General features: G+C 35.4%; 24 protein-coding genes. 6 read left to right on the forward strand and 18 right to left on the reverse strand.

Features of this window, described 5'->3' with window-relative positions; translation table 11 throughout:
* Positions 1-7: 7 nt before the first annotated feature.
* Positions 8-814, forward strand: a complete 807-nt coding sequence (locus NSS71_RS15835) for a MurR/RpiR family transcriptional regulator (protein WP_047944434.1) — start codon at positions 8-10, stop codon at positions 812-814.
* Between the two features lie 131 nt (positions 815-945).
* Here NSS71_RS15835 and NSS71_RS15840 read toward each other — a convergent pair whose 3' ends face one another.
* A complete protein-coding gene (locus tag NSS71_RS15840) occupies positions 946-1,914 on the reverse strand; it encodes an iron-hydroxamate ABC transporter substrate-binding protein (protein ID WP_047944435.1) in 969 nt (322 codons plus the stop codon).
* A gap of 190 nt (positions 1,915-2,104) precedes the next feature.
* Between NSS71_RS15840 and NSS71_RS15845 the strand changes: the two genes are divergently transcribed.
* Together NSS71_RS15845 and NSS71_RS15850 are read left to right on the forward strand one after the other, a co-directional pair.
* The gene (locus NSS71_RS15845; protein ID WP_047944436.1) at positions 2,105-3,142 is read left to right on the forward strand and encodes a FecCD family ABC transporter permease; all 1,038 of its coding nucleotides are present in this window, start codon (positions 2,105-2,107) and stop codon (positions 3,140-3,142) included.
* Complete coding sequence (locus tag NSS71_RS15850) at positions 3,142-4,158, forward strand: FecCD family ABC transporter permease (protein ID WP_095259526.1); 1,017 nt, start codon at positions 3,142-3,144, stop codon at positions 4,156-4,158. The genes NSS71_RS15845 and NSS71_RS15850 overlap by 1 nt, the downstream gene beginning before the upstream one ends.
* A gap of 57 nt (positions 4,159-4,215) precedes the next feature.
* Here NSS71_RS15850 and NSS71_RS15855 read toward each other — a convergent pair whose 3' ends face one another.
* The 5 genes from NSS71_RS15855 to NSS71_RS15875 form a co-directional block, all read right to left on the reverse strand.
* Positions 4,216-4,938: a LytR/AlgR family response regulator transcription factor gene (locus tag NSS71_RS15855; protein WP_047944438.1), complete on the reverse strand. Its 723-nt coding sequence runs from the start codon at positions 4,936-4,938 to the stop codon at positions 4,216-4,218.
* A gap of 397 nt (positions 4,939-5,335) precedes the next feature.
* A complete protein-coding gene (locus NSS71_RS15860; RefSeq protein WP_095259527.1) occupies positions 5,336-6,052 on the reverse strand; it encodes an EAL domain-containing protein in 717 nt (238 codons plus the stop codon).
* Positions 6,053-6,298: 246 nt separating this feature from the next.
* Positions 6,299-7,015 carry a LytR/AlgR family response regulator transcription factor gene (locus tag NSS71_RS15865; RefSeq protein WP_061798094.1) on the reverse strand — a complete coding sequence of 239 codons (717 nt, stop codon included), beginning with the start codon at positions 7,013-7,015 and terminating at the stop codon, positions 6,299-6,301.
* Between the two features lie 237 nt (positions 7,016-7,252).
* The gene (locus NSS71_RS15870) at positions 7,253-7,819 is read right to left on the reverse strand and encodes a TetR/AcrR family transcriptional regulator (RefSeq protein ID WP_047944441.1); all 567 of its coding nucleotides are present in this window, start codon (positions 7,817-7,819) and stop codon (positions 7,253-7,255) included.
* A 2-nt stretch (positions 7,820-7,821) separates the two neighbouring features.
* The gene (locus tag NSS71_RS15875; RefSeq protein WP_047944442.1) at positions 7,822-8,520 is read right to left on the reverse strand and encodes an MBL fold metallo-hydrolase; all 699 of its coding nucleotides are present in this window, start codon (positions 8,518-8,520) and stop codon (positions 7,822-7,824) included.
* Between the two features lie 649 nt (positions 8,521-9,169).
* On the opposite strand from NSS71_RS15875, the gene NSS71_RS15880 reads away from it, so the two are divergent.
* Entirely contained in the window at positions 9,170-10,201 is a 1,032-nt protein-coding gene (locus NSS71_RS15880; protein ID WP_047944443.1) for an NADH:flavin oxidoreductase/NADH oxidase, read from the forward strand.
* Between the two features lie 126 nt (positions 10,202-10,327).
* Here the strand turns inward: NSS71_RS15880 and NSS71_RS15885 are convergent, their stop codons facing one another.
* Complete coding sequence (locus NSS71_RS15885) at positions 10,328-10,555, reverse strand: hypothetical protein (RefSeq protein WP_061798096.1); 228 nt, start codon at positions 10,553-10,555, stop codon at positions 10,328-10,330.
* A 188-nt stretch (positions 10,556-10,743) separates the two neighbouring features.
* Here NSS71_RS15885 and NSS71_RS15890 point away from each other — a divergent pair, with 188 nt between their 5' ends.
* Positions 10,744-10,929 carry a type Z 30S ribosomal protein S14 gene (locus tag NSS71_RS15890; protein ID WP_047944445.1) on the forward strand — a complete coding sequence of 62 codons (186 nt, stop codon included), beginning with the start codon at positions 10,744-10,746 and terminating at the stop codon, positions 10,927-10,929.
* Positions 10,930-11,036: 107 nt separating this feature from the next.
* Here NSS71_RS15890 and NSS71_RS15895 read toward each other — a convergent pair whose 3' ends face one another.
* The 7 genes from NSS71_RS15895 to NSS71_RS15925 form a co-directional block, all read right to left on the reverse strand.
* Complete coding sequence (locus NSS71_RS15895; RefSeq protein WP_047944446.1) at positions 11,037-11,648, reverse strand: AAA family ATPase; 612 nt, start codon at positions 11,646-11,648, stop codon at positions 11,037-11,039.
* 97 nt (positions 11,649-11,745) lie between these two features.
* Entirely contained in the window at positions 11,746-12,612 is an 867-nt protein-coding gene (locus NSS71_RS15900) for a class II fructose-bisphosphate aldolase (protein ID WP_061798099.1), read from the reverse strand.
* Positions 12,613-12,639: 27 nt separating this feature from the next.
* A complete protein-coding gene (locus tag NSS71_RS15905; protein WP_061798101.1) occupies positions 12,640-13,035 on the reverse strand; it encodes a hypothetical protein in 396 nt (131 codons plus the stop codon).
* A gap of 31 nt (positions 13,036-13,066) precedes the next feature.
* Entirely contained in the window at positions 13,067-14,356 is a 1,290-nt protein-coding gene (locus NSS71_RS15910; protein WP_047944448.1) for a PTS sugar transporter subunit IIC, read from the reverse strand.
* Between the two features lie 25 nt (positions 14,357-14,381).
* Complete coding sequence (locus tag NSS71_RS15915; protein ID WP_061798103.1) at positions 14,382-14,690, reverse strand: PTS sugar transporter subunit IIB; 309 nt, start codon at positions 14,688-14,690, stop codon at positions 14,382-14,384.
* A gap of 47 nt (positions 14,691-14,737) precedes the next feature.
* Positions 14,738-16,852, reverse strand: coding sequence for a BglG family transcription antiterminator (locus tag NSS71_RS15920; protein WP_095322756.1), 2,115 nt, complete (start codon positions 16,850-16,852; stop codon positions 14,738-14,740).
* 555 nt (positions 16,853-17,407) lie between these two features.
* Entirely contained in the window at positions 17,408-18,409 is a 1,002-nt protein-coding gene (locus tag NSS71_RS15925; RefSeq protein ID WP_336045401.1) for an LLM class flavin-dependent oxidoreductase, read from the reverse strand.
* 317 nt (positions 18,410-18,726) lie between these two features.
* On the opposite strand from NSS71_RS15925, the gene NSS71_RS15930 reads away from it, so the two are divergent.
* A complete protein-coding gene (locus tag NSS71_RS15930) occupies positions 18,727-20,616 on the forward strand; it encodes a glycosyltransferase family 2 protein (protein ID WP_235850608.1) in 1,890 nt (629 codons plus the stop codon).
* A 123-nt stretch (positions 20,617-20,739) separates the two neighbouring features.
* Here the strand turns inward: NSS71_RS15930 and rfbB are convergent, their stop codons facing one another.
* From rfbB to rfbA, 4 genes are read right to left on the reverse strand one after another with little or no spacing between them, the layout of a single operon-like run.
* Positions 20,740-21,759 (reverse strand): dTDP-glucose 4,6-dehydratase, encoded by a 1,020-nt coding sequence (rfbB, locus tag NSS71_RS15935; protein WP_047944452.1) that lies wholly within the window; start codon positions 21,757-21,759, stop codon positions 20,740-20,742.
* Positions 21,760-22,614, reverse strand: a complete 855-nt coding sequence (rfbD, locus tag NSS71_RS15940) for a dTDP-4-dehydrorhamnose reductase (RefSeq protein ID WP_047944453.1) — start codon at positions 22,612-22,614, stop codon at positions 21,760-21,762.
* A complete protein-coding gene (gene rfbC / locus NSS71_RS15945) occupies positions 22,611-23,177 on the reverse strand; it encodes a dTDP-4-dehydrorhamnose 3,5-epimerase (RefSeq protein WP_047944454.1) in 567 nt (188 codons plus the stop codon). Before rfbC ends, rfbD begins: the two co-directional genes overlap by 4 nt.
* Positions 23,178-23,197: 20 nt before the next feature.
* Positions 23,198-24,076 (reverse strand): glucose-1-phosphate thymidylyltransferase RfbA, encoded by an 879-nt coding sequence (rfbA, locus tag NSS71_RS15950; protein WP_047942549.1) that lies wholly within the window; start codon positions 24,074-24,076, stop codon positions 23,198-23,200.
* Between the last annotated feature and the right edge of the window lie 274 nt (positions 24,077-24,350).

The following is a 24,350-nucleotide window of genomic DNA, read 5'->3' on the forward strand; positions in this document are numbered from 1 at the left end:
TTATTAGGTGGGGCAGCTAATTGTACGATTGCTTACTGTTCTTAACAATGAACGACTAGATTCAACTAACTATCATATCGCCATTACTCTATTAAATCATTATAATGAAATCTCACACTTAAGCATCTCTGAAGTGGCCAAGCTTTGCAATGTTTCAAAGTCTACGATCTCTAAGTTTGCCCGTTCTATTGGATTTGATGACTACTTTGATTTGAAGGATGCAGCCCCTTTTATAGAGAATCGCTATCAAAATGATTTGAATTACGTCTCCAATATTTTGTCTTCTATTGAAAAATTAGGGACGGAAAGCTACTTTGATGCCATTATCAAAGATATAGAAGCATATAAAAGAGAAATTGATTTAGAAGCCATTGACAGACTGGCTAAAGATATCCTACATTTCAAAAATGTTGCTTCCTTTGGCTTATTATTTTCGGAATCAGCCGCCTTTGATCTGCAATATAAATTAGCTTATAACGGGAAATTTATTGTCACTTTTCAAAGTGATAGGAAACAAGAGGAGTATATCGAAGAAGCGGAAGAAGATACATTAATTATCATTTTTTCTAACTCAGGAAACTTCTTAGAAAAACAACAGCTTCGGGCAGGAACACCAAAGAAAAATGTTTTTAAAAATACGAAAGCAAAAATCGTTGTAATCTCCTCCAATCCAAAGGTGAATGATTACGATTTCGTTCAAGATTCTATCCTCTTCCCACATCAAACAGATATCCAAACCCACTCCTTTATCTATCAAATCGTAATGGACATGCTCGTTTCAAGATTTAGATACTATAGAAGAAAGGAATCATAGGGACGATTCATATGAGGATAAATTATTTGTTTTTTAAACATATTTCATAAAAATAAAAGGCCAAGTAAAAGTATTTCCACTTCTACTTGGCTTTTTTATGGAGAAAGTCCTCGGAAGAACCATTCCTTTGCTTATTTCACTAGACTTTCTACTACGTCGTCAATGATTTGTGTATTGGCGATTGGACCGGAGTATAGCCAGCTTGTGTCAGGACCGTATTCATAAATGTTTCCTTTTTTCACAGCTGGAATATTGGACCATAGGGAATCTTTAAGCACTTCTGCTCCTTTACCGTCACTATTGATTAGGAATAGATGATCGGCATCCAATTGAGCAAGTTTTTCTAATGAAATGGCTGACCAGTTTCCTGTTGCAGTAGCGGATATTTCTTTTACTACTTCTGGAACCTTCAAGCCTAAATCGCCATATAGGACTGCTCCGCTTGATACATTCTCTCCGACAATAAATAATTGATTCGATACAAGCCAAATTGCTGCTGCTGATTCATCTTTAATAGATGCCTGAATCTTTCCTTTCGCATCTTCTGCCTTTTTGTTATAGTCTGCTAACACTTTTTCTGCCTCTGCCTTTTTCCCAATTACTTCTCCAATTGTTTGGAGCCTCGTGCGCCAGTCATTATTATTTTCTTTTGAAACAACATAGGTAGGAGCAAGTTTCGCGTATTGATCATATTTTGCCCCCTCTACTTGTGCGCCCGATGACATTAATACTAAATCAGGAGCAAAGCTGGACACTGCTTCATAAGGCAGTGAAGAGTCAATGGTTGGGACATCTTTTAACGAGTCTTGCAGATAAGCTTGAACCCCTTTTCCCTCTTTAATGGACCATTGAGCAACTGGAGTTACCCCTAATGATAGTAAATCATCTTCTAAGTATGAACCAATAATTCTTTTTGGCTCTGCCGGAACCTTTACTTCATTTCCAAGTGCATCTGTTAATGTACGTTCCGTTGCATCTTGGGAAGCGCCATTCTCTTTATTGTTATTTTCTTTACTATTATTATTTCCACATGCCGCAAGAACAGTGAAAACTAGTAGTAAACAAATAAATAATATTGATTTCATCTTTCGGTTATTCATTATGTATCCTCCTAATAGGTTATATTTCGATTATAAATGATAACGATTATCACTTTCAATAATAATATCGATTTTCAATTAATTTTATAGTAAAATTAATTGAAATGTTTCCTATATCGATTATTATTTAACCATTTACATACTATTATTTACTATTTTTCTCTCTATTTTATTAGAAAGTGGGTTCCTCATGAGTAAAAGTAACTCTTTTGAAAATGATAAAGCTGCTATATTTAGACCAAAAGCTGCCACTTTGGTTGTCTTAATTGGTCTTATAATGCTTTTCTTTTCTATTTGTATGTCCATCATTTTAGGAGTAGCCGATATTAACCTATCAACAGTTATACAAGGACTATTTCATTTTGATAGTACGTCCACCGCTCATCAAATTGTTTATCGTTTACGCCTCCCACGAGCACTTGCTGCTACCTTTATCGGAGCAAGCCTTGCCGTATCTGGTGCCATCATGCAAGGGATGACGAGAAACGCACTCGCCTCTCCTTCTATAATGGGGGTAACTTCTGGAGCTATGTTTGCCGTATCGATTGCCTTTGCTTTTCTGTCTGCTGTTTCCAATATGACTATTATGCTCTTTGCATTCATTGGCGCAGGTTTAGGGGCAGCTTTAGTCTTTTTGATTGGCGCACTCTCCAAAAGAGGATTAACACCAATGAAATTAGCGCTCGCTGGTACTGCTATCAGTGCCTTCCTTAGTTCCATTTCAACTGGAATTGCCCTTCGCTTTGATGTAGCTAAAGATATTAGCTTTTGGTATGCAGGAGGAGTAGCTGGAGTACAGTGGATTAATGTAAAATTACTTATCCCTGTGGCTATACTAGGACTAATTCTCGCTTTTTTCATTAGTAAATCTATTACTATTTTAAGTTTAGGTGAGGATATTGCTGCTGGTTTAGGCCAAAAGGTTGGTCTAGTGAAATTATTAGGTACGATTGTCGTTTTGCTTTTAACTGGGGCTGCTGTGGCAGTCGGGGGAACTATTGGATTTGTAGGACTCGTTGTTCCCCATATTGTTCGTTTTATTGTAGGATCGGATTATCGATTAATTATTCCTTGTTCGGCAGTTGTTGGTGCACTTTTGTTAGTGCTGTCAGATATCGTTGCACGCTTGATTCATCCTCCTTTTGAAACACCATTAGGAGCCATAACAGCGGTAATTGGCGTTCCTTTCTTTCTATATTTAGCACGTCGAGAAGGGAGGGGTCTGTAATGTCTTCTTTAAAATTAACGAACAAAAACATATATATTGTTAGCACTGCCTTACTTACGGCTATCGTTTTAGTCTTTGTTCTAAGTCTAAATATGGGAACCATAAAAATTAGTCCGATGGAAATGATAGAAGCTTTTACCGGTAAAGGCACCGTTCAAAACTTTAATATTCTATATAACTTTCGACTGCCTCGATCTGTAATTGCCGTTTTAATAGGAATGGGAATGGCAATTGCTGGAGCGATTTTACAAGGGGTTTCGCGTAATAGTTTAGCCGACCCAGGTATTATAGGCATCAATTCTGGAGCTGGCTTTGGCGTTATCCTTTATATCTTCTTTATTCAAGGAAGTGCTTTTCAAGCAGGTTCATTATCGGTTTATATCATGCCATTTTTTGCACTTGCTGGAGCTCTAATGGCTGCTGCACTCATCTACATCATTGCATGGAAGGATGGGGTTACGCCTGTTCGCTTAGTATTAGTCGGTATCGGCATTAACGCTGCGTTCGGTGCTTTAATCATCATTTTTCAATTGATGATGGATCCCCGGGATTTTACCCAAGCGACTATTTGGCTTTCCGGAAGTATTTGGAGCGCAAGTTGGAGTTATGTTCTTGCCCTTTTACCTTGGATTCTTATTCTTGTTCCGATTGCAATAAGCAAATTCCAATCCATTAATTTACTACAACTAGGTGATAATCTAGCAAAGGGTCTTGGTGTTTCGATCGAAAAAGAGCGAGGATTACTTTTGCTGCTTGCTGTCGGACTTTCAGGAGCATGTGTATCAGTTGGCGGAGGAATCTCCTTTTTAGGGCTTCTTGCCCCACATTTAGCAAGAATGCTAGTTGGTCCAAAACACCAACGACTCCTGCCGATAGCGGCACTAATAGGAGCACTTCTCCTGTTAACATCTGATATCATCGCCAAAAGTCTCATGGTTGGCTCAGAAATACCAGTTGGGCTCGTTCTATCCTGTTTAGGTGCTCCATATTTTATCTATCTTCTAATTAAAGAATGAGGAAGCAGAACCACGGTTCCTGCTTCCCTTTTTTATGGAAAAAGAATATCCCCCCTCTTATTGAATCAACAAGGAATGGACTTCTCGTATTTTTAATTTTGATATGTTTGCACGCTTATCCGTTCCAGAGAAATAGGCTAAATAGGATTCGCCGAATAATTCAATGCGAACAATTTTCTTTAAATTAACAAGAAAGGAACGGTGGGTACGATAAAAATACCACGGTAATCGGTCTACGAAGGAGAGAAAGGTTTCTGTCGTTTCATATGATTTCTTGATTGTATGTACCATTGTTTTTCGTGCGATTATTTCTATAAACAAAATTTCTTCTATTGGGATATAAACAAATCGATTACTTAATTTGATTAAAATCCGATTCCCCTTCCCGGTATGAATCTGTCTTCTACTCTTAGTATAAGATTCTTTTATTTTATATAAAAGGGATAGGAATGGTGATTCCATAATAGGCTTCTGCAAATAACCAACTGCTGAATAATTAAATGCTTCAATCGCCTGTTTTTTATCCTTGCCTACTAAAATAAGCTGGAAATCGGGGAGATAGTCTTTATAGGCACTATTAAAAATAGTGGAATGGATAGATGGTAAGTCATAATCAACAATTATAATATTAGGCTTCGCTCGATAAATTAATTCTAATAATTCTTCTCCAGTCTTTGCTTCTCCTATTATTTTAAAACTAGAATGGATAGCAATCAAATTATGGATAGATGAATTAATAGGTGAATCGATACAAGCTACCGCTATCGTTAGCGTTTCCATTCTTTCTCCTTTCTATATAAGACAACTACCCCCTGATGATCCATCTCATTAACTCCCTATTCACTGATGAAACTAACGGATTCACCTATACAGGAAGATTCAAAAAAAAGTATCGCATACCCTGTATTTTTCCTGTAATAGATATTCATCCAATAGCCCTTAATTTAAATGCCTCATATAACCTTATGTAAATATAACTTTATTTTATTCTTAATTTCAATGTCATTCTAATGATTCCATCCGACTTTTTATGATTCTCTTATATAAAAATAGCTGCCATAAGATGTTTGATCACATGTAAGTAATTGAGATCTAAACACAATGATACGGCAGCGTGCTTTTTCTATAAAAAACAATTATATTACTCCTTGTACTTAATAATTCATTAAAAAACTTTTTAGACCAGCATCTCTGGTTTTCCTAACAAAAATCCTTGGCCAAAAGGAACCTTCAATGCTTTAGTCATCGCTAAATCTGTCTCCTCTTCAATTCCTTCCAAGATAATTTTCATCTTTTCATCTGCAAAATCCATTAATAGATGAACTAGTTTTTGTTTTTCAGTGGAAAAAGCTAAATTGTTGGAAAAATAACGATCTAGTTTAAGATAGCTAGGAGAAATCTCTAAGATTTTCTCAAAATTTGCTATGCCTTTCCCAAAATCATCTAAAGCTATTTGAAACTGATTGTCTTTTAGAAAGGTAATCTTCTCCTTAAATAGAGAGGAATCCCATAGCTCTTCCTCTAATACTGTTTCATTTAATTCAAAGATAATCTTCCCTTTCATGGCTGGGAATTTTTCAAGTAAAGATAGAATCAGCGAATCAAATGATTCATGTATGATGGTTGATGGAAATATATTGATAAATAGTGGCTTCTTTCTTCTTGATGAAAGTATCTGGTAGTGTTCAATCGTATTGTTAATAAGAAAGGTATCTAATTCAGATAAATAATTCTCCTTTCTCGCATCAGCGAAGAAAGCTTCTAACGAGATGTCTGGCTCTTGGGATATACGCAGCAATGATTCATATCCGATAATCTTCCATTCTTTTATATTCCAAATTGGCTGATATACATGATAAAACTTTTTGCTTTTTAATCTTGTTATTATATCCACTTAGGGTATCCTCCAAAATAAACGAAAAGTCCTGATTTTTCAAATTTATCTAATCATACAAGTAAATTTACCGATTCTGTCAGTATTTGTCTATTGAACTTAACGCCATTTAGACATAATTTTAGTCATTTCTGTATGAAAAAGATACTTTTTAAACAGAACTTTAGCCATTTGAGAGTATCTACATAATATTCCATGTTTCGACATATTTATTTTTATTTAGGAGATATAAAAGTACTAGCTAACTTATAAAAGCATAGATACTCTTTCCTTTACCTCATTAATTTTCAACTTTGATATTTTCGCTTGTCTGTTTACTCCATCAAAATAGGCAATATACGTTTCCTTATAGGGACTAATCTCTGTCACCTTTTCTAGATTGATAATATAGGAACGATGCGACAGAAAAAATGTATCATCTAATTGAGGTAATAACTCACCAATATTTTCCCGAGTCTCCACTATATCTTCGGCCGTATATATAACACATTTCTTGCCTATTTTCTCAATAAAATATATTTCTTCCTTTTTAATATAATACATGCCTTTATGATATTTAACTGGTAAATTATTGAAAGAGAACCTTTCTCTCTTGCTCGCTATCACTCGTTTTGCTTTTTCAATAGCTTTAGATAATCGAAAACTTCTGAATGGCTTGACCAAAAAATCAATAGCATCTAATTCCAATGCTTCTAATGCATCCTTCTCACCTTCTGCTAAAAAAATAAAATGAATTTCTCCCCCTAATTGGTAACATTGCTTCATGACTTCCAGTCCGTTCATAGATGGTAAATCTACTTCTGTTATTATCAAATCAGGCTTCCACTTCTGATATTGATAAACTAAATCATTGCCGTTATCACACACAGCAATAATTTCTATATCCTTATGATCCTTTAAATAATAACGAATACGAGCGATCACTCGTTTATCTTTATCGGCTATCATTACCCTAATTAACATAGTAACTCCTTTCTCTATGTTTCTATTAAATGCAACAGGATAGACTTATTTTCTTAAAACTTCTTATCAAAAATGAATGTTTTTATCTTTATCATTACAAATAGGCAGATAAATAGTTAAATGACTGAACTATTTTAACATGTTCCTTTTCTTTAAACCAAACAAAAGTCATTAGTGAATACGCCTACTTTTGCCATAAAAAAAGGGCGACTATAATAGTGACCCTTTCCACTTCGCTTATGAATGTTTTTCCAACCCTTCAATAAAAGTAGAAACCAAATAATGAAAGCTTTTATCCAGCTCTATCGGCATGCCAAATCCTTTTTGATTTTCAATAGAGGCAAATCCATGAAGAATGCTCCTCAGCCCGCGAATGGCATGAATGGTCTCTTCTTCGTTTAAATCATATGGCTTTAATACTTCTATTAATAATTGAATTATTTGATTAGCAGCCGTTTGAATTTCCTCTCCTTTCTTCGATGCCGATTCAATAGTTAACATGTAGAGCCCTGGCTGCTCTCTCGCATAGGTTAAGTAGGCGAAGCTTAGATTATGGATAGTCTCTGCTTTTCCCCCTTCCATTATTGCGTTCTTTAATAACTGATATAGACTTTCTAATGCTCGCAATGTTAACAGATTCATGATATCGGGAAGCCCATTGATATGATTATATAGGGATGGAGATTTAACCTGAAGTCGCTTTGCTAGATTAGCTATCGTTACTTCCTTTAATCCTTCCGTATTGGCAATTTCGATTGCCATGGCAATAATATCATTATGTGTTATTCCTGCTCTTGGCGACATATTTATCCTCTTTCTTTTTTAAGTAATGATTCAATAGAAGGCTGAGCATTTTCCAGCAGATCTCCATGCCCAGTGGCTAAAAGACTAATATTTAGAGACAGCACTTTCTTCGCACTCTCAATGGCTTTCTCCTTATTCCAGGTTGCCAATGCTGGAAAAGGAAAGAAAGTCCGAAATTGACCACTTATAGCAAAGCCTCCTCTTGTATGAAAAGCATCTCCAGTAATCAAACTATTATCTCGTTTATCGAGAAAGCCAAAGCTCCCTGGTGTATGTCCTGGTAAAGAAATACTTATTAGCGAACCAATTTGATCCCCATCTTTTATTAGCACATCTGGATTCGTCTTGATATTTTTAGGTAAACCCCCTTTTAAAACAAAGGGTTCCTCTTGCTTGTCAATAGTATGATCCCCGCCTAATATGCGAGCATCTCGTACAGATATATAGACTTTCGCATCTGGTAATCTTTCTTTTAGGGCATCTAATGAGCCAATATGATCTCCATGGGCATGAGTAAGAATAATCTTCGTAATCGGTTTATTCAGTTTTTCAGCAAATAAGAGAATTTTTTTATAGCTGAAAGGCAAAGCTGTATCAATTAATGTTAATTCTTCCCCTTCCTCGACGAGATAGCAGTTCACTGGAAAAATTCTTGGCAAAAAAGTCAATTGATATAAATAATTATGGTGGATAATTCTCAATAGTCAAACCTCCTGATTAAAAAAACTAATGGTATTAGTTTCATTTTAACTAATGCTATTAGTTTTAGCAAGTCATTGTTTTTTAAATAAAAAAATACTCTTCATGTCCGAGAGTATTTTAAAAAACACCTTATTATTTGTTATCCTTTTAAATCTCTCTTTTTTTGCCGCAACGCACACACTTATTGGAGTAATAACTAAATTTATGGCGTCTTTTAAAAAAACAGATAATGGAACCTAGTCTCACTTTATCATCTCCATCCCCAATAAATAATTTGAGTATCCAATTATCTTATTCTGTGATGTTGCGCCTATGAAAGATTTAAGCCGCTCTATATATATTGTATTCATTATATAACAACATATTAATAAGATAAAAGGTAATACTATTAATTTACTGTATATTTTTAATATTTAAATAGTAATTTGTGCAATTACATTTCTCTTTTCTTATTTTATTTTTATCATGGATGAAATATGTAAGATTTCATCTATTAAAATAAATATTTTTTATAACAATCGATAGGATTTATTTTCAGCATCTTGTACATAATAAATCATTGGTGAAAGCATAATATTTGAATTAAATAGCGGCTGGTGGTAAGTTTTTAGACAAACATATATTTTATTGATGAAAGAAGGCAAAAATATGAAGGATCTATTTTCTCCTTTTTCTTATAAAGGATTAGAATTAAAAAACCGAGTGGTAATGCCTCCAATGTGTCAATATTCAGTGGAGAAGAAAGATGGAATTGCAACAGATTGGCATTATGTTCATTATGTAAGCCGTGCGATTGGCGGTGCTGGATTAATTATTATTGAAATGACTGATGTAGAACCAGATGGCCGTATTACAGATAACGATTTAGGTTTATGGTCTGATGAGCAAATTGCACCATTGAAACGTATTGTCGATGCTTGTCATCAATATGGCGCAAAAGTGGGTATACAAATTGCACATGCTGGTAGAAAAGCAGAAGATGCTCCACAACCAGTATCAGCATCTGCTATTCCATTTGATGATAAATCAAAAACTCCAAGAGAATTAACAACACAAGAAGTAAAAGAAATGGTAGAAAAATTCCGCCAAACAGCTGCCCGTGCAATAAAAGCTGGTTTTGATACTATCGAGATTCATGGTGCACATGGATATTTAATTCATCAATTCCAATCTGCCTATACAAATAAACGTACAGATGAATATGGTCAAGATTTGACGAAGTTTGGTGTAGAAGTCATTAAAGCGGTGAAAGCAGAAATGCCGACTGACATGCCACTAATCATGCGTGTTTCTGGTAAAGAGTATGTAGAAGGCGGATACGATATTGAAGACAGTGTTGCTTTTTCTAAAAAATACGAAGAAGCTGGAGTAGATATTTTCCATGTCAGTGCAGGTGGAGAAGGCCCAATTGCAGCTGCTGGCAGACCTGGGACACATGTTGCCTACCAAGTTCCTCTAGCTCGTGCATTTAAACAAGAACTAAATGTGCCCGTTATTGCTGTTGGAAGACTGGATTCAGCAGAACTAGCAAACTCTGTTATTGGGAACGAGGATGCAGACCTTGTTGCTGTAGGAAGAGGAATGCTTCGCAACCCATATTGGACTATCGAAGCAGCGGCGCAATTGCGCAAAGAAACAGAAATGCCAAAACAATATGCTGTTGCCTTTCCCAAAAGATAAAATTCCAAAAGTGCCTGAGAGTTGATCTCGGGTGCTTTTTTGTGGGGAATCGGAGGGAAGGTTCTTCTGTTTCCATTTAGACTTGCTATTAAATAAGGATTCCATAGAACCATCCCTCCGGTTTCTTTACATACCTGTTTTATACTTCTTTTCACTTGAGGATGTATTTTTGGTGTCATGTTTTGCCTTTTCTTCTCTTTGTTCTTCTTTTAAATCTTCCATTGGAATGGAATCAACTGTCTGCTCTATCTCAAACTTATCAAATAAACTTTCATTTTCTGTAGGGTATTGTTCTGGATTATCCATATTCATCTGCGTCTTATTCGAAGTAGATTTTCCTTTATTCTCAGCCATCAGCGTCACCTCCCTATTTATATTATTTATACCCGGGTTTCATAGAAAGTACTCAGAGGTTCTGCTGTTTCCCATTAAGAATAACTGTAATGATGGGGACCACAAGAACCGTATCTCTATCTGCCATTAATCTCCTATTCTTTTAAAATAATTATTAGTTTATAATTATTTTAAAAGGAGGCTGAATAATGGCTAAACAAGCACTTATCAATAAACAAAAACGTACTGCTAAATATAAAGTACAAGAATATACACGATGCGAACAATGCGGAAGACCTCATTCTGTATACCGCAAATTTAAATTATGCCGGATTTGCTTAAGAGAATTAGCCTACAAAGGCCAAATTCCTGGACTAAAAAAAGCAAGCTGGTAATATAAAGGGGAATCACGAGGATGTTTTTCTAATTCCCTTTCGTGGTTCTCTTCAAAAAGAGAGACAGTAAAACGTTCTCGTCGCTTCCCCTAATGATATATATGCTCCTATTCTAAACTTAGGTACGTTTCAACATTATCTATTAAATCCGTATAATTCACATTAGTATAATCGGTCACATCCACTTCAAAAAGTCTCCCTAAATTGAATGTGTTATAACCTCTTGTTTTACATCTTTCTATGAACTCTTCATAAGTTAGTAAGTTATCTGCTTTTTCTCTATTAGTTAAATAATCTCCCTTCTTATAAGAATTAACTATATGACTTAAGTGTCTAGTTGGATCTAAGTCTCGTTTTTGCTGACGCTCATATAATATATCCAAATCTGCGATTAACCTAATGGTAATAACTTTATAGTTATAATTTCCGCTTAATTTTTCAAGATAAGTTTTTTGTTTACTGCTAAAAGGATAATCTGAAATAATGCCGTTACCTCTTTTCATTTGCTTTTCCATTATTTCATAGTATTTTTCCCATGCTATTCTTTCAATTTGTTGCTTCTCTTTTATATTACGAAAGCCGTACCTATCGAAATAGTCCTCTTTTATATCGTCTGGTGAAATCCTGACTAAACCGCCTAGCTTCTTTTTAATAATATTACTTAGAAAAGTCTTCCCAGTTCCTGGATAACCCGCTAATAAAATTAAGACCCCATTCATTTCTAATCACCTCTTCCACTATTCATACAAGAAAAAAGAGTACTTTTTTTAAATACTTGTACTCTCTTCTCGCAATAAGGAGCAATATTTTGGGTAATTATAAGACGTTATTTATAGCCCCTTCCTTATTCATGAAAATTTCTATTTTATGTTTTACAATTTCCTTTACAGCTTCATTACATGGAATAATATTGTGTCGCAGGGATTTATTTTCTTTTGTTTCATCAAAATATTTTTTTGCTGTTTTTGTCCAAGTCACCAGTAATTCTGTACCTACATTAAACTTCCGAATACCGTTATTTATTAATTCGTGAATATCGTTTTCCTTTACACCTGTTCCTCCATGAATAACTAAAGGTACATCTACTAATCTGTTGATTTCTTTCAATAGCGGTATATTTACATCTGTTTTTGATTTGTATTGTCCATGATTGGTGCCAATGGCAATTGCCAATGCATCTACTCCTGTTGCTTTTACAAATTTCAAAGCATCCTGCGGATCTGTATAAATCTTGTCACTCTCCTCCACATGAATTCCTTCTTCAGTTCCCCCGATAGTTCCTAACTCTCCTTCTACAGATACACCATGCTGGTGAGCATATTCCACTACTGCACTTGTCTTCATAATATTTTCTTTAAAGGGCAAGTGAGAACCATCAAACATAACAGATGTATACCCTTTATCTATCGCTTCTTTAATGTCATTGAAATCATGTGCATGATCCAAATGGAGAACTACATCTACCATCTCCTTAGTAGCCATAGACTTACAAACCGCTACTATGTTTTCATGCCCGATATATTTAGCCGTATCTATACTTGTTTGGATAATGATAGGTGCGCCCATTTCCTTTGCCGCCCGTATCATTTCTGGCAGCATCTCTAAATTATGTGCATTAAAGGCACCTACTGTATAATTTAGTGCCTCGGCTTTACGAGTAACTTCTTTTAATGTTGTATACATATTGTGATTTTCCTCCCTAAATAAGTATCACTTAACACCTCGGGTAACATCTTTTGAAATTTGCATCAGCAAATCTATTTTATTCAAAAAAGTCTGTAAATTATCGGCATCATTACTTTCCGCTGCTTCTGCTCTTTTTTTGTTATATAGCTTTAGTAATGTTTTAAAGCTTTCTCCAATTGTTTTTTTCAGCTGAAGACTTTTTTCTAGTGAAGCTATTGCATTCTCTTCATCACCAAGCTCGTAATAGGCTAAACCTATCTCTTCAAAGACCCTTGCCTGATTCTCAATATTCAACGACTGTACTTCTATTGATTTTCTCGATATAAAACCTAATAATTCTTCTTTCTGATCCTCCGTAAGCTTCTTTTTCGATATGGTATTCTCGTTTTTATTTTTCTCTGATTTTCTTTTAAACCACATAATCATTCCCTCCAAATCCAGTTAATTCCTCTTAGAAGGCCTTCATTAATGGACCAATCAGCCATGCATATAATAAAGCAACTGTTACAGTATCTACATCTGTTGCTGTTGCATTGACAAATCCCATAGAGTTAAAAATGGTTACTAATAGTGCCGGTAATAAGGTGATAAAAAATCCGTGGAATATTCCTCCTATAATGGCTCCTCGTCTTCCACCTGTTAGATTTCCAAAAATTCCTGCTGTCCCCCCTGCAAAGAAGGCGGTTAATATCCCTGGTAAAATCATCGCTAAACCAAAGATAGGAAGAACAAACATCGCAATGATTGATCCAATGACAGTCGTAATAAAACCAACAATTACCGCATTAGGACTGTAAGGAAAAAGAACTGGACAATCAAGTGCAGGCTTTGCATTTGGAACAACACGCATAGCTATCCCTCTGAATGCCGGGACAATCTCCCCTAATAACAAGCGCACTCCTGATAACAGTACATAAACTCCTACTACAAATTGGATGGATTGCAAGAATGCATACATGATATAATTCGTGCTTCCAGAAAAAGTAGAAGCAAATTCCTCACCGGCAAAAATAGCTGTAATAATGAATAGAGGAACCATCACTGTCATTAAGGAAAGATACGTATCTTGCAAAAATTCTAATTGAGAAGGCAGCTTTATATCTTCCACTGATTTTTTCTTTTCGCCTTTTTCCCCGAATACTTTTGCTACCCCAGCTTCAAAAACATAACCAATTGTACAAAAATGTCCTAATGCAATCTCATCCATACCCGTAATTTTTCGTACAAATGGCTGAGCAATTGCCGGCATAGCGACCGCAAAGATTCCTCCAATTAAACCGCCTATCAGTATTAATGCTAATCCGCGTAAGCCAGCAAAATATCCAAAAACAGTGGTCATAGTAGCCATCCATAATATCGCTTGACCTGTAAGAAATATATATTTCCATCTAGTGAATCGAGCTATCAGAATATTAAAAACAAATATAGCTAAAAAGGTAAGTGCAATATCGCGACCTAACCCCAATTCATTCATAGCCTGACCATTAATAGCCTCTATGGAGGGAATAATCCCTTGCATATGAAAGCCTTCTGTAAAAATCTCTCCGAAATACAGTAAACTTCCTACAATAATACTGGAGCCAGCTGATAAAACCATAAATCCTAACAATGTCTTTAAAGAACCCGATATAATTTGTCCAGTCGATTTTTTTTGTAAAATAAGTCCAAGCATCGCAATTAAAGCGACCGTAATAGATGCTTGCGTTAAGATATTTTGGATGATAAAGTTGATGACGCTCATTTTTATCCCTCTCTCTACCTATTTATTAAGATAGCACACCTTTTTCTCGTAAAACCGGTGTTAGTTTTTCTTCAATTTCTTGTTTTGAAACAATATTTTTCAAATAGATGATGTGAGTTTTGGCAGGATCAATAGTGAACTTTTCGAATTGAGTCTGGAAGTTTTGTGCCGTAATAATAATGTCTGGTTTTGCTGCCGCGCTTGAGGAAATGTCACTGTGATCTAATTTTGCATTTACTTTTAATTTGTTTAACACATCCTCCGCTGCCATCTGACACGCAAAGCTGCTTCCTAACCCAGCACCACAGACAAATAAAATATTTAACTTTTTCAATTAGCATTCTCCTTTAACTTTTTAATAGTTTGATAGCATTAGCAAAATCAATTTTTATTGCATGAATTCTTTTCAAACAACTCTTGCTTAAAAATAGCTAGATTATCTGCATGGATTAATCTTTCTACCTTTTGTTTATCATTTATCAAATCAACCAAGCTCTTCATTATGTTTAGATGAGAGTAAGAATCTACAGCTGCTAAGCAAAAAATAATTTTCACAGGATCATTTTCTTCATTTCCAAACATAATTGGTTCTTTCAATGTCATCACACTAATTCCTAATTCATTCACACCGTCTTCTGGTCTAGCATGCGCAAGCGCCAAGTGCTTCCCTATCACAATATAAGGACCGTATTCTTCAACAGAATGAATCATTGCCTCAATATATCTAGCTTCGATAACTTGCTCCGTTACTAAAGGGAGAGAGACTCGCTCAATCACCTCCTTCCAATCTTCACATTCTTGATGGAGTATAATATTCTTATCCCTGAGGATATCTTGTAACATTGGCTGAATCTCCCTTGTATTAAATTTCAAGCGGTGTTGTTTAAAGGTATCTACTAGGTTCAGATAGCTCTCCGCTGTTATCTTTGCACCGCACGCTTCCATTAAGGTTAGTATGTCCTGCAGCATCTTGGTTGCATCTCTTTCATTAGACACTAATCTTCTTTTTTCTTTATTTTGTTCTAAGAAAGCATCAATCTCTTTTTTATCACTTTCTCTTAATATAGGATTAAGCAAAAGGGAGGGTTTCTTAGAATAGTCAATCGGAATGGTTGAGAAAATAATGTCTACATCTAACTTGTCGATAAAAGACAGTTCATAGGAACTCAAAACAGTGATTATCTCTATATTGAATTGCTCCTTTAAATTTGCCGCCAACAGCCTTCCTGTAGAAATACCGTGATTACAGACAACTACCGCTTGATAAATATACTGCTCCTCTTGCTTCATCCGACTTGTCGATGTAGAAAAATAAATAGTCAAAAAGCCTATTTCATCCTCTGATAATGGTTTCTTTATATAACTTTCTATATGGTTACTAAATCCTGCTACCGCTTGATAGATCCAACTATAGGATTCCTTAATTGTCTCTTTTAATGGATTGAATACCTTTATGTCATTCCTTGCTCTACTGAGTAAGCCTGTAATATGTTTATACAATCCCTCATATAAATCTTCTTCTTCCAAAGAGAAAGGGATAAGTGTTACTTTCTCCACATGAGTGATTAGTTGAATTGTCAATAGCTGTGCTGTAACCCAATCGAGTGAATTACTCATATCTTTCGAATCAAAAGATTCAATCGTAAAGGCAATATATTTCATTTCTGATAGGGAGGGATATAGCTTAAAGCGCTCACAAATTTGATCGATAAAATCTCTAATTTGCCCTTCCGTTAATTCTCTTTTTCCTTTTACCGTATCACTAATGGTATTGCCATCATGTATCCGTCTGATCCAAATGGCTAAAAATAAGATAACTTGATTATGATATAAAGGATTAACATCTGGGTTCAACTGCTTCAATTGCTGGTTATACAATTGTGCAATAATCTTTATCCGTTCTCTTTCCAAAAAGTTTAATACTAGCCTAGCCTCAAAATTAATTTCCTTCGGCATTCTGCTCGATAGCGTTATATAATCGAAATCTGTCCGATTATTAATGACATCAAAAAGCATCGACCGAATAGACCTTTCATCCCCTTGTAAAACAACTCCTTGCTTCGGAAGACTTACGACTTGAATACCATACTTTTTTAAATGCTGACGAATCTTACGCATATCTTCATCCACTGTACTTTTCGATACTTGTAAACGTCCTTCCATTTCATATAAGAGAGTGGTTTTACTAGTATCAGCAATATCTAAAAGTAATACTAAGAAACGCTCGTCAGGATGGTAATATTCTTTCGTTCCTTCCGCATTCATTCGCTCCAATAAGGTTTTTGCATCTCTATGTGCCAGAGTAAGCTGCATTCCCTTCCCTCTTTTTGTGGTAACCAGTGAATAATTGTTGCTTTGGAGAAACTCATTAATTAGCATTAATTCATTTCGCAAGGTTCGTTGGCTAATATGGTATTCATTACTTAAATCTTCTAAAGTTAAATACGTATTTGCCGTTAGAAGTCTTTTCAATACTTGTTTTGTGCGTTCCTTCATGAAAAGTAACCCCTTTCATAATTTGATTATAATTAACTGTTTATAAGAAGTTTAGTATATGTTTTTGCAACTTTAACTGGCAAAAATGTAAGCGATTAAATAATTATTCATATGCATAGTTATTGCATCTTCATCTCATTATCAAAAAAATATGAAATATGATAAATTACATAATTGTAGGCGTAGAAAGTGTCCAGAAAAATCGAACTGGATCATAAATAGAAAGTTCAAATGTTAGTTATTAAAAAAAGGGAGAACCATCCCTCCGCTTCCTCAAAACCCAAATAATCCCACTTTTTCCTATTACTTTACCGTTTAATCTGCTTAAAATCGTCTATATATAAGAAAAAAGGAGGCGTTATAGATGGTTAAAAATGAAGATTTAAAAAACAAAACAGTGGATCGTGATTTTAAAATAACAGAGGAACAAAAAGAGAAACAGCAAGAAAAGAAAAAAGAGGATAAAGAGAAATAATGGTAAAAAAGAGTACTTGCTCTTTCAGGAGCTAGTACCCTTTTTTATGATTTAATTTTTTGCAATTTTTTGCTGAACTTTTATTTTCCCTCTACTACTTCTCTCAATATTTCATAAGAGCGTTTCTGTTTTTCAGGATCAAAAATATAAGAAACTGCCATGATTTCATCGACATTAAAGCGTTCCTGGAAAGCTGTAAGCTGTTTGCGAACGGAATCTTTGCTTCCTAAAAGAGTCACGCTAGACATGGATCTGGCCATTTCTTCTTCTTGTGGATTCCAAAGACCATCTAAACTATTCACCGGTGGCTGAAGCGGCATTTGTGTTCCCCGTACAACATTTAGGAAAAATTGATGAGTAGACGTCTGCAAAACAGCCGCCTCTTCATCTGTTTCAGCGGCAATCAAATTTAAACAAACCATCATATATGGCTTATCCAAATACTTCGAAGGTTTGAAACGCTCACGATAAATCTTGATTGCATCCGCCATATATCTCGGTGCAAAATGAGAAGCAAACACATAAGGCAGTCCTAGACTTGCCGCTAAATAAGCTGAATCAGTGGAAGAACCAAGAATATATATCGGTACATTTGTACCAACACCCGGATGTGCTTTCACATAACCTTGATCCTCTTCAGGTCCAAAGTACGTTAGAAGAGCATTAACATCCTCTGGGAACGTATAGACGGAATCCTTTTGTGACCGTCTTAACGCACTCGCAGTCAGCATGTCGGTTCCTGGTGCTCTGCCAAGTCCTAAATCTACTCGATTTGGATAAATCGTTGCCATCGTTCCAAATTGTTCGGCAACTACCAATGGAGAATGGTTCGGAAGCATCACGCCGCCAGATCCTACGATAATGCTGTCTGTATGTTCAAGCGTATGCTTAATGAGAATAGCTGTTGCCGAACTAACAAGTGTAGATGTATTATGATGCTCAGCAATCCAATAACGTTTATAGCCCATTTTCTCTGTTGCTTGAGCTAAATCCACCATTGATTCAATAGCTTCGTTAGAAGTTTGTCCCTCACGAATCGGGGCAAGGTTTAATACAGATATAGGTATATTTAAATTTGCCATTTTGCAAGATCCTTTCTTGTTTAAGTCATTCTTAATCATATCAATTGCTTAACAAGAAAAAAAATTATTTGCTTGCGGTATTAAAGGAAAATAGGCCTATTACTCATACACTTCATTAACAAAGAAAGGATACGAAAGAACCTTCCCACTATTTTTCTATTTCTTGCTTAGAATACAATATAGAAATAAAATTATATATTGATTACTCAACTATAGTTTGTTTATTAGCTTCTTTTCGTTTTATTATGTCAATATGTTATATTATTGCTTTAAAAAATAATATCTATCAAACAGTATTGAAATTGGAGGATATACCGTTGTACCGTAGCAGTTTAAGAAAGATTAAGAGTTTATTCCTTTCAAAGGAATCTGCAAAGCAGGAAAAAATAATTAAAATAAGTGTAATGATACCTACATACAACACGGATTTAAAAGCTTTAGACCGCTTGATTAAATCTATTGATGCTCAAACGATGGATAAAGATGAATATGAAATTATCATTATTGATGACGGATCTACTACAGATATTTATGATGTTCTTAAGAGCATGGCTAAAGAGCGATCAAATATGATTGTGCAGCAAATACCTAATTCGGGCTGGGGAAGTAGACCGCGAAATGTGGGAACTAAATTAGCACATGGCCATTATATTCTTTATTTAGATCATGATGATACAGTTTATCCAGAGGCATTCGAAAGGGTTTATGCATATGGGACAGCAAATAATGCCGATGTCGTTAATGCTAAAGAAGTTAGAACAAAAGGATGGACTTGGGGATGGGAACAATTCAAAGAAAATGATCCATCTGCTGAAAAACTTGGAATTCAGTCTCTCTTGCCGATGACTCCACATAAATTTTATCGCAGGGAATTTTTATTAGAACATAATATAACGTTCAATGAAGGTGCTAGAGTCTTATGGGAAGATGTTTATTTTAATACAAAGGTTTTTACATGTGGAGCTAAAGTTGCAATTTTAGCAGATTATCCTACTTATTATTGGATTGATACAGGTGTTAATAGCTCTAATAGTTTCGAAAGAGATCCTCATGAAAAATGGGATCAAATTCGTAAATTGATTACGTTTTTTACAGAGACTATTACAAATAAAGAAGATCTTGATTTTATGCTAAAACATTGGTATCAAACAAGGGTACTTGGAATCCTAGGGAATTGGTTACTTGATGAATCAGAGGACCGAATTCAGATTGAATTTGATTATGCAAGAAAAGTTGCTGAGGACTTAATTCCTTTATATATTGATGACAAATTAAATAAAGTTAATCAATTACGTTCTTATTTATTAAGAAATAACCAATTAGATGCTTTAAAGTTATTAGCTAAAGAAGATAATGACCTAACTGCTAGACCTTATGCGAAAAATGTCCAATGGCAAGATGGGATGCTCTCATTAGATGTAGAAGCAGAAATGTCAATGGATGAAAAACGTCCGTATTTATTAGAGAGTAAGGATGATAAAATTTATAGTTCCATCCCTTCTGAATTAAAGGAAATAATTCCAGAGCACTATTTAGATCTGACGGAGGAAATAGATACACATTCCTTTGAAGCAAGTATAAAAGATCGAAACACAAGAGTTACTTGGAAAACTCCTGTAAATTCATCTAGTGTAGAAATAAAGCATTTCCCTGACTCAAAAGTAACCTTTACAGGGAACATGCAATTTTCCATTAATCTAGAAAATGGAGCTATGGGTTCTCCTTTAAGACAAAATCCATGGGATATAGCTGCAAGATTCACTGCACTCGGCAGAACCTTCCATCGAGGAATTGTAGGACCAGAAGGATATATAGAAGCTGCCCTAGTTAATGGGAAAACAGCTGTGTCCTATACAAATAAAGCTAATTTACTTAGCCTTGATATTGGAAGTAAAGTTCATAGTGTTATTAAAGTTTCCAACCCTAAAACTGAAGATATTAAAATTGAAAGTGAAAAAAATAAAACTATTATTATAATAAAGCTACCAAATATAGAAGTGTTTGGTTCAACAGAAATTAAAGGATCGATTGTCTTAAAGGAATTTGGAGACAACAATGAAATCAAAGGAAAAGCACTTCTAATTGGTAATGGGGAAGAAGCGAAAGTAATCACAACATTAAACATTCCTGCCGGAAGATACTCTATTACTACTGTTTTTGAAGGCAGAAAGACTAATTTAGAATCTGTAATTCTTCATATTTCTTAATATAAACATTCAATTTCAGTAACATACTTAAATTAAAGAGGGCCGTCTAATAGTGAATAATTCACTATTAGACGGCCCCTTTTGTTTCTATTATGACCAAACTGCTAATGCTAGGTTAGAGCATTACAATGTATACTGTTTCTCAAAATAATTCTGATACTCCCCGCTGATGATTTGCTCCCACCATTCCTTGTTGTCTAAATACCATTGGATCGTTTGGGCAATGCCAGACTCAAATGTATAGGTTGGTTTCCAGCCTAATGCTTCTAATTTTGTTGGGTCAATCGCATAGCGTTTATCATGTCCTAGTCGATCCGTTACGAATTCGATTAAGTCTTCTGACTTGCCTAGTGTACTAATGATTGTTTTTACTACTTCTAGGTTTGTACGTTCGTTATGACCGCCAACATTGTATACTTCTCCATTTGCACCTTCATGCAGCACTAAATCAATTGCCGCACAATGATCTAATACGTGTAACCAGTCACGAATGTTTTTACCGTCTCCATAAACAGGAATCTTTTGTTCATTCAACACGCGAGATATCGTTAATGGAATTAATTTCTCTGGGAAATGGTATGGTCCATAGTTGTTGGAACAACGCGTAATATTGATTGGCAAGCCAAATGTTTCATGATAGGCACGAACAAGCATATCGGAGGATGCTTTACTTGCACTGTATGGGCTATTTGGCTGTAATGGTGTATCTTCTGTAAAGAAGGTCGTTGGATCAAAATCCAATTCACCATATACTTCATCTGTCGATACATGAACAAATTTTGTTACCCCAATTGCCTTTGACGCATCCAGTAATACTTGTGTACCTAGTACATTAGTAACCACGAAAATTTCAGGGTTGGTAATCGAACGATCGACATGGCTTTCTGCTGCAAAATGAGTAACATAATCAAACTTTTCTTTTTCAAAAAGTGCGAAAATGGCGTCACGATCTGCGATATCTGCCTTTACGAAATGATAGTTATCCTTCGCTTCGATTTCCTTATGCTTCGTTAAATCTCCTGCATAGGTTAATAAATCTAAATTATAGATATCATAATCGGGATATTTGTTGACCATATATTGAACAAAGTTACCGCCGATAAATCCTGCTCCACCTGTTACTAGTACTTTCTTTCTTGCCATTTAATTCACCTCTTCTTGTAATTCAGCGATATATCGCGTTAATGCATCCTGCCATGCAGGAAGACGAGTAAATCCATTCTTCTCTAACTTGTCCTTTGACATCCGGGAATTCTTTGGACGAACAGCTTTAGTCGGGTATTCTTCAGTCGTAATGCTATTTACTTTCACGGCTTTTCCTGCTACTTGAAAAATTTCTTTCGCAAAGTCTGCCCATGTAGTAAATCCTTCATTAGAAGCATGATACACGCCATACTTCTCCGTTTCAGCCATATCTAGTAATAGCTTCGCTAAATCAAATGTATACGTAGGAGAGCCATATTGATCCCCGACTACATTCAATTCCTTTCTTGTTTCCGCCAAACGAAGCATCGTTTTAATAAAGTTATTGCCGTTGATGCCAAATACCCAAGAAATACGGACAATGAAGTAGTTATCTAATAAGCTTTGTACAGCTTTTTCACCTTCATATTTCGTTATTCCATAGTAGCCAACTGGATTAGCTGCATCTTCTTCTGTGAAAGGCTCTGTCCCTGTTCCTTCAAAGACATAATCGGTGCTAATGTAAATAAATTTAGCATCCACGCTTTTAGCCGACGCTGCCAAGTACTTTGTCCCATTTACATTCACATCAAAGCAGACATCCTTGTTATCCTCTGCGTTATCGACTGCCGTATAAGCAGCACAATGTATGACCACATCTGGCTTTACGGTATGTATATAGTTTCGCACCTGCTCTTCTTGCGTAATATCCAGTTCCTTATGACCGACGCCAATCATATCAAATCCACGCTTTTTTCCTTCTAATACCACATCATAACCTAATTGACCGGAATAGCCTGTCACTAAAATCTTCATTTATTCTCACCAAAAGTAAAATTATTATCAGCATCTTTCAATAATGGTGCTTTTTCATCTTTTTCTGAAAGAACCGGCGTAATTTCTAATGGCCATTCAATGCCAATTTCAGGATCATTCCAACTAATTCCTCGATCACAATCAGGGGCGTATAAGTTGTCGACTTTATATTGCACTTCCACATCATCCGTAATCGTCATAAATCCGTGCGCAAACCCTTGTGGGATTAATAATTGCTTTTTATTTTCAGCAGAAAGCTCGATTCCAAACCACTTACCGAACGTAGGGCTACCTTTGCGAATATCTACCGCCACATCAACAATAGCCCCTTTTGTACAGCGGACTAATTTTGTCTGTGCCTTCGGGTTTAATTGATAATGTAAGCCGCGAAGTGTTCCTTTTGTTGCCGAAAACGATTGATTATCTTGGACAAAACGAATATCGATTCCTGCCTTTTGGAAGATTTCTTCATTATAGGTTTCCATGAACCAGCCGCGATGATCCCCGAATACTTTTGGTTCCACTACTTTTAATCCTTGAATAAATGTTTCTGTAATTTGCATCCTATGCACCTCAAATCTACTTAATATTTAATATCGCCTTTTGCCACTTTTAATAAATATTGTCCATAGCCTGTTTTAGAGTAAAGATTCCCCTGTTCAATTAGCAAATCATTGGTAATCCAACCATTTATGTAACCAATTTCCTCTGGTGCAGCAATCTTAATTCCTTGATGGTCCTCAATTGTCCGAACAAAATTAGAAGCCTCTAATAAACTTTGATGCGTTCCTGTATCTAACCATGTATAGCCTCTGCCAAGTAACTCTACTTCTAATTCTCCAAGCTGCAAGTACGCTTCATTAATAGACGTAATTTCTAGCTCTCCACGATGAGATGGCTGGACTTTTTTTGCAATATCTACTACTCGATTGTCATAAAAATAGAGACCTGTAATCGCATAATTAGACCTAGGCACTTCTGGTTTTTCTTCCACGCTTAACACTTTTCCGTCTTCATTAAATTCTACTACACCAAAGCGTTCCGGATCCTGAACATGGTAGCCAAATACGGTTGCCCCGTGTTCCTTTTGTGCTGCACGTTGGAGGATTTTTCTCATTCCGCTTCCATAATATATATTATCACCTAAAATCATCGCAACCGAATCATCGCCAATGAATTCTTCCCCAATAATAAATGCTTGAGCAAGTCCTTCTGGCTTTGGCTGCACTTTATACTGCAAGGTAATGCCAAATTGAGAACCGTCACCTAGCAGTGCTTCAAATCGAGGGGTGTCCTCGGGTGTAGAAATAATTAAAATATCTTTAATTCCCGCCAACATTAAAGTAGATAGGGGGTAATAGATCATTGGTTTATCATTAATCGGTAAAAGCTGTTTACTTGTCACTAAAGTAAGTGGATAAAGTCTTGTCCCGCTTCCGCCAGCTAGTATAATTCCTTTCATGTAAGAAATTCTCCTTTTCTTTTAAGCTTACAATTTTATTTTACCCTAAATAAATAACAACTTATATGAATGTAATCAAAAAATAATTTTTAGCTAGTAATTAATAGAAAAAAACGATGGAAATGAATGCTACATATAAAAATTAGCAATAATGATAGAAAAAGTCAAAAATCTTTATTGAATTCCTTCCTACTATGGAAAAAGATTGTATTTTCTACAAATAGAAAAACCTATTGTTGTAATCAAATTTTAAGGATATAACGTCTTCTTTCAT

Source organism: Niallia sp. FSL W8-0951, from assembly GCF_038006525.1.
GTDB classification, from domain to species: Bacteria; Bacillota; Bacilli; order Bacillales; family Cytobacillaceae; genus Niallia; species Niallia circulans.

What these genes read in the sequence shown, in the direction of transcription:
- NSS71_RS15855 (WP_047944438.1), bottom strand. Translation starts at nt 4,938, where the DNA reads ATGGAAACGCTAACGATAGCGGTAGCTTGTATCGATTCACCTATTAAT.
- NSS71_RS15870 (WP_047944441.1), bottom strand. Translation starts at nt 7,819, where the DNA reads ATGTCGCCAAGAGCAGGAATAACACATAATGATATTATTGCCATGGCA.
- NSS71_RS15865 (WP_061798094.1), bottom strand. Translation starts at nt 7,015, where the DNA reads ATGTTAATTAGGGTAATGATAGCCGATAAAGATAAACGAGTGATCGCT.
- rfbC (WP_047944454.1), bottom strand. Translation starts at nt 23,177, where the DNA reads ATGCAAATTACAGAAACATTTATTCAAGGATTAAAAGTAGTGGAACCA.
- NSS71_RS15895 (WP_047944446.1), bottom strand. Translation starts at nt 11,648, where the DNA reads ATGAATGGGGTCTTAATTTTATTAGCGGGTTATCCAGGAACTGGGAAG.
- NSS71_RS15890 (WP_047944445.1), top strand. Translation starts at nt 10,744, where the DNA reads ATGGCTAAACAAGCACTTATCAATAAACAAAAACGTACTGCTAAATAT.
- NSS71_RS15880 (WP_047944443.1), top strand. Translation starts at nt 9,170, where the DNA reads ATGAAGGATCTATTTTCTCCTTTTTCTTATAAAGGATTAGAATTAAAA.
- NSS71_RS15920 (WP_095322756.1), bottom strand. Translation starts at nt 16,852, where the DNA reads ATGAAGGAACGCACAAAACAAGTATTGAAAAGACTTCTAACGGCAAAT.
- NSS71_RS15925 (WP_336045401.1), bottom strand. Translation starts at nt 18,409, where the DNA reads ATGGCAAATTTAAATATACCTATATCTGTATTAAACCTTGCCCCGATT.
- rfbD (WP_047944453.1), bottom strand. Translation starts at nt 22,614, where the DNA reads ATGAAGATTTTAGTGACAGGCTATTCCGGTCAATTAGGTTATGATGTG.
- NSS71_RS15850 (WP_095259526.1), top strand. Translation starts at nt 3,142, where the DNA reads ATGTCTTCTTTAAAATTAACGAACAAAAACATATATATTGTTAGCACT.
- NSS71_RS15910 (WP_047944448.1), bottom strand. Translation starts at nt 14,356, where the DNA reads ATGAGCGTCATCAACTTTATCATCCAAAATATCTTAACGCAAGCATCT.
- NSS71_RS15885 (WP_061798096.1), bottom strand. Translation starts at nt 10,555, where the DNA reads ATGGCTGAGAATAAAGGAAAATCTACTTCGAATAAGACGCAGATGAAT.
- NSS71_RS15900 (WP_061798099.1), bottom strand. Translation starts at nt 12,612, where the DNA reads ATGTATACAACATTAAAAGAAGTTACTCGTAAAGCCGAGGCACTAAAT.
- NSS71_RS15845 (WP_047944436.1), top strand. Translation starts at nt 2,105, where the DNA reads ATGAGTAAAAGTAACTCTTTTGAAAATGATAAAGCTGCTATATTTAGA.
- NSS71_RS15905 (WP_061798101.1), bottom strand. Translation starts at nt 13,035, where the DNA reads ATGTGGTTTAAAAGAAAATCAGAGAAAAATAAAAACGAGAATACCATA.
- rfbB (WP_047944452.1), bottom strand. Translation starts at nt 21,759, where the DNA reads ATGGCAAGAAAGAAAGTACTAGTAACAGGTGGAGCAGGATTTATCGGC.
- rfbA (WP_047942549.1), bottom strand. Translation starts at nt 24,076, where the DNA reads ATGAAAGGAATTATACTAGCTGGCGGAAGCGGGACAAGACTTTATCCA.
- NSS71_RS15840 (WP_047944435.1), bottom strand. Translation starts at nt 1,914, where the DNA reads ATGAATAACCGAAAGATGAAATCAATATTATTTATTTGTTTACTACTA.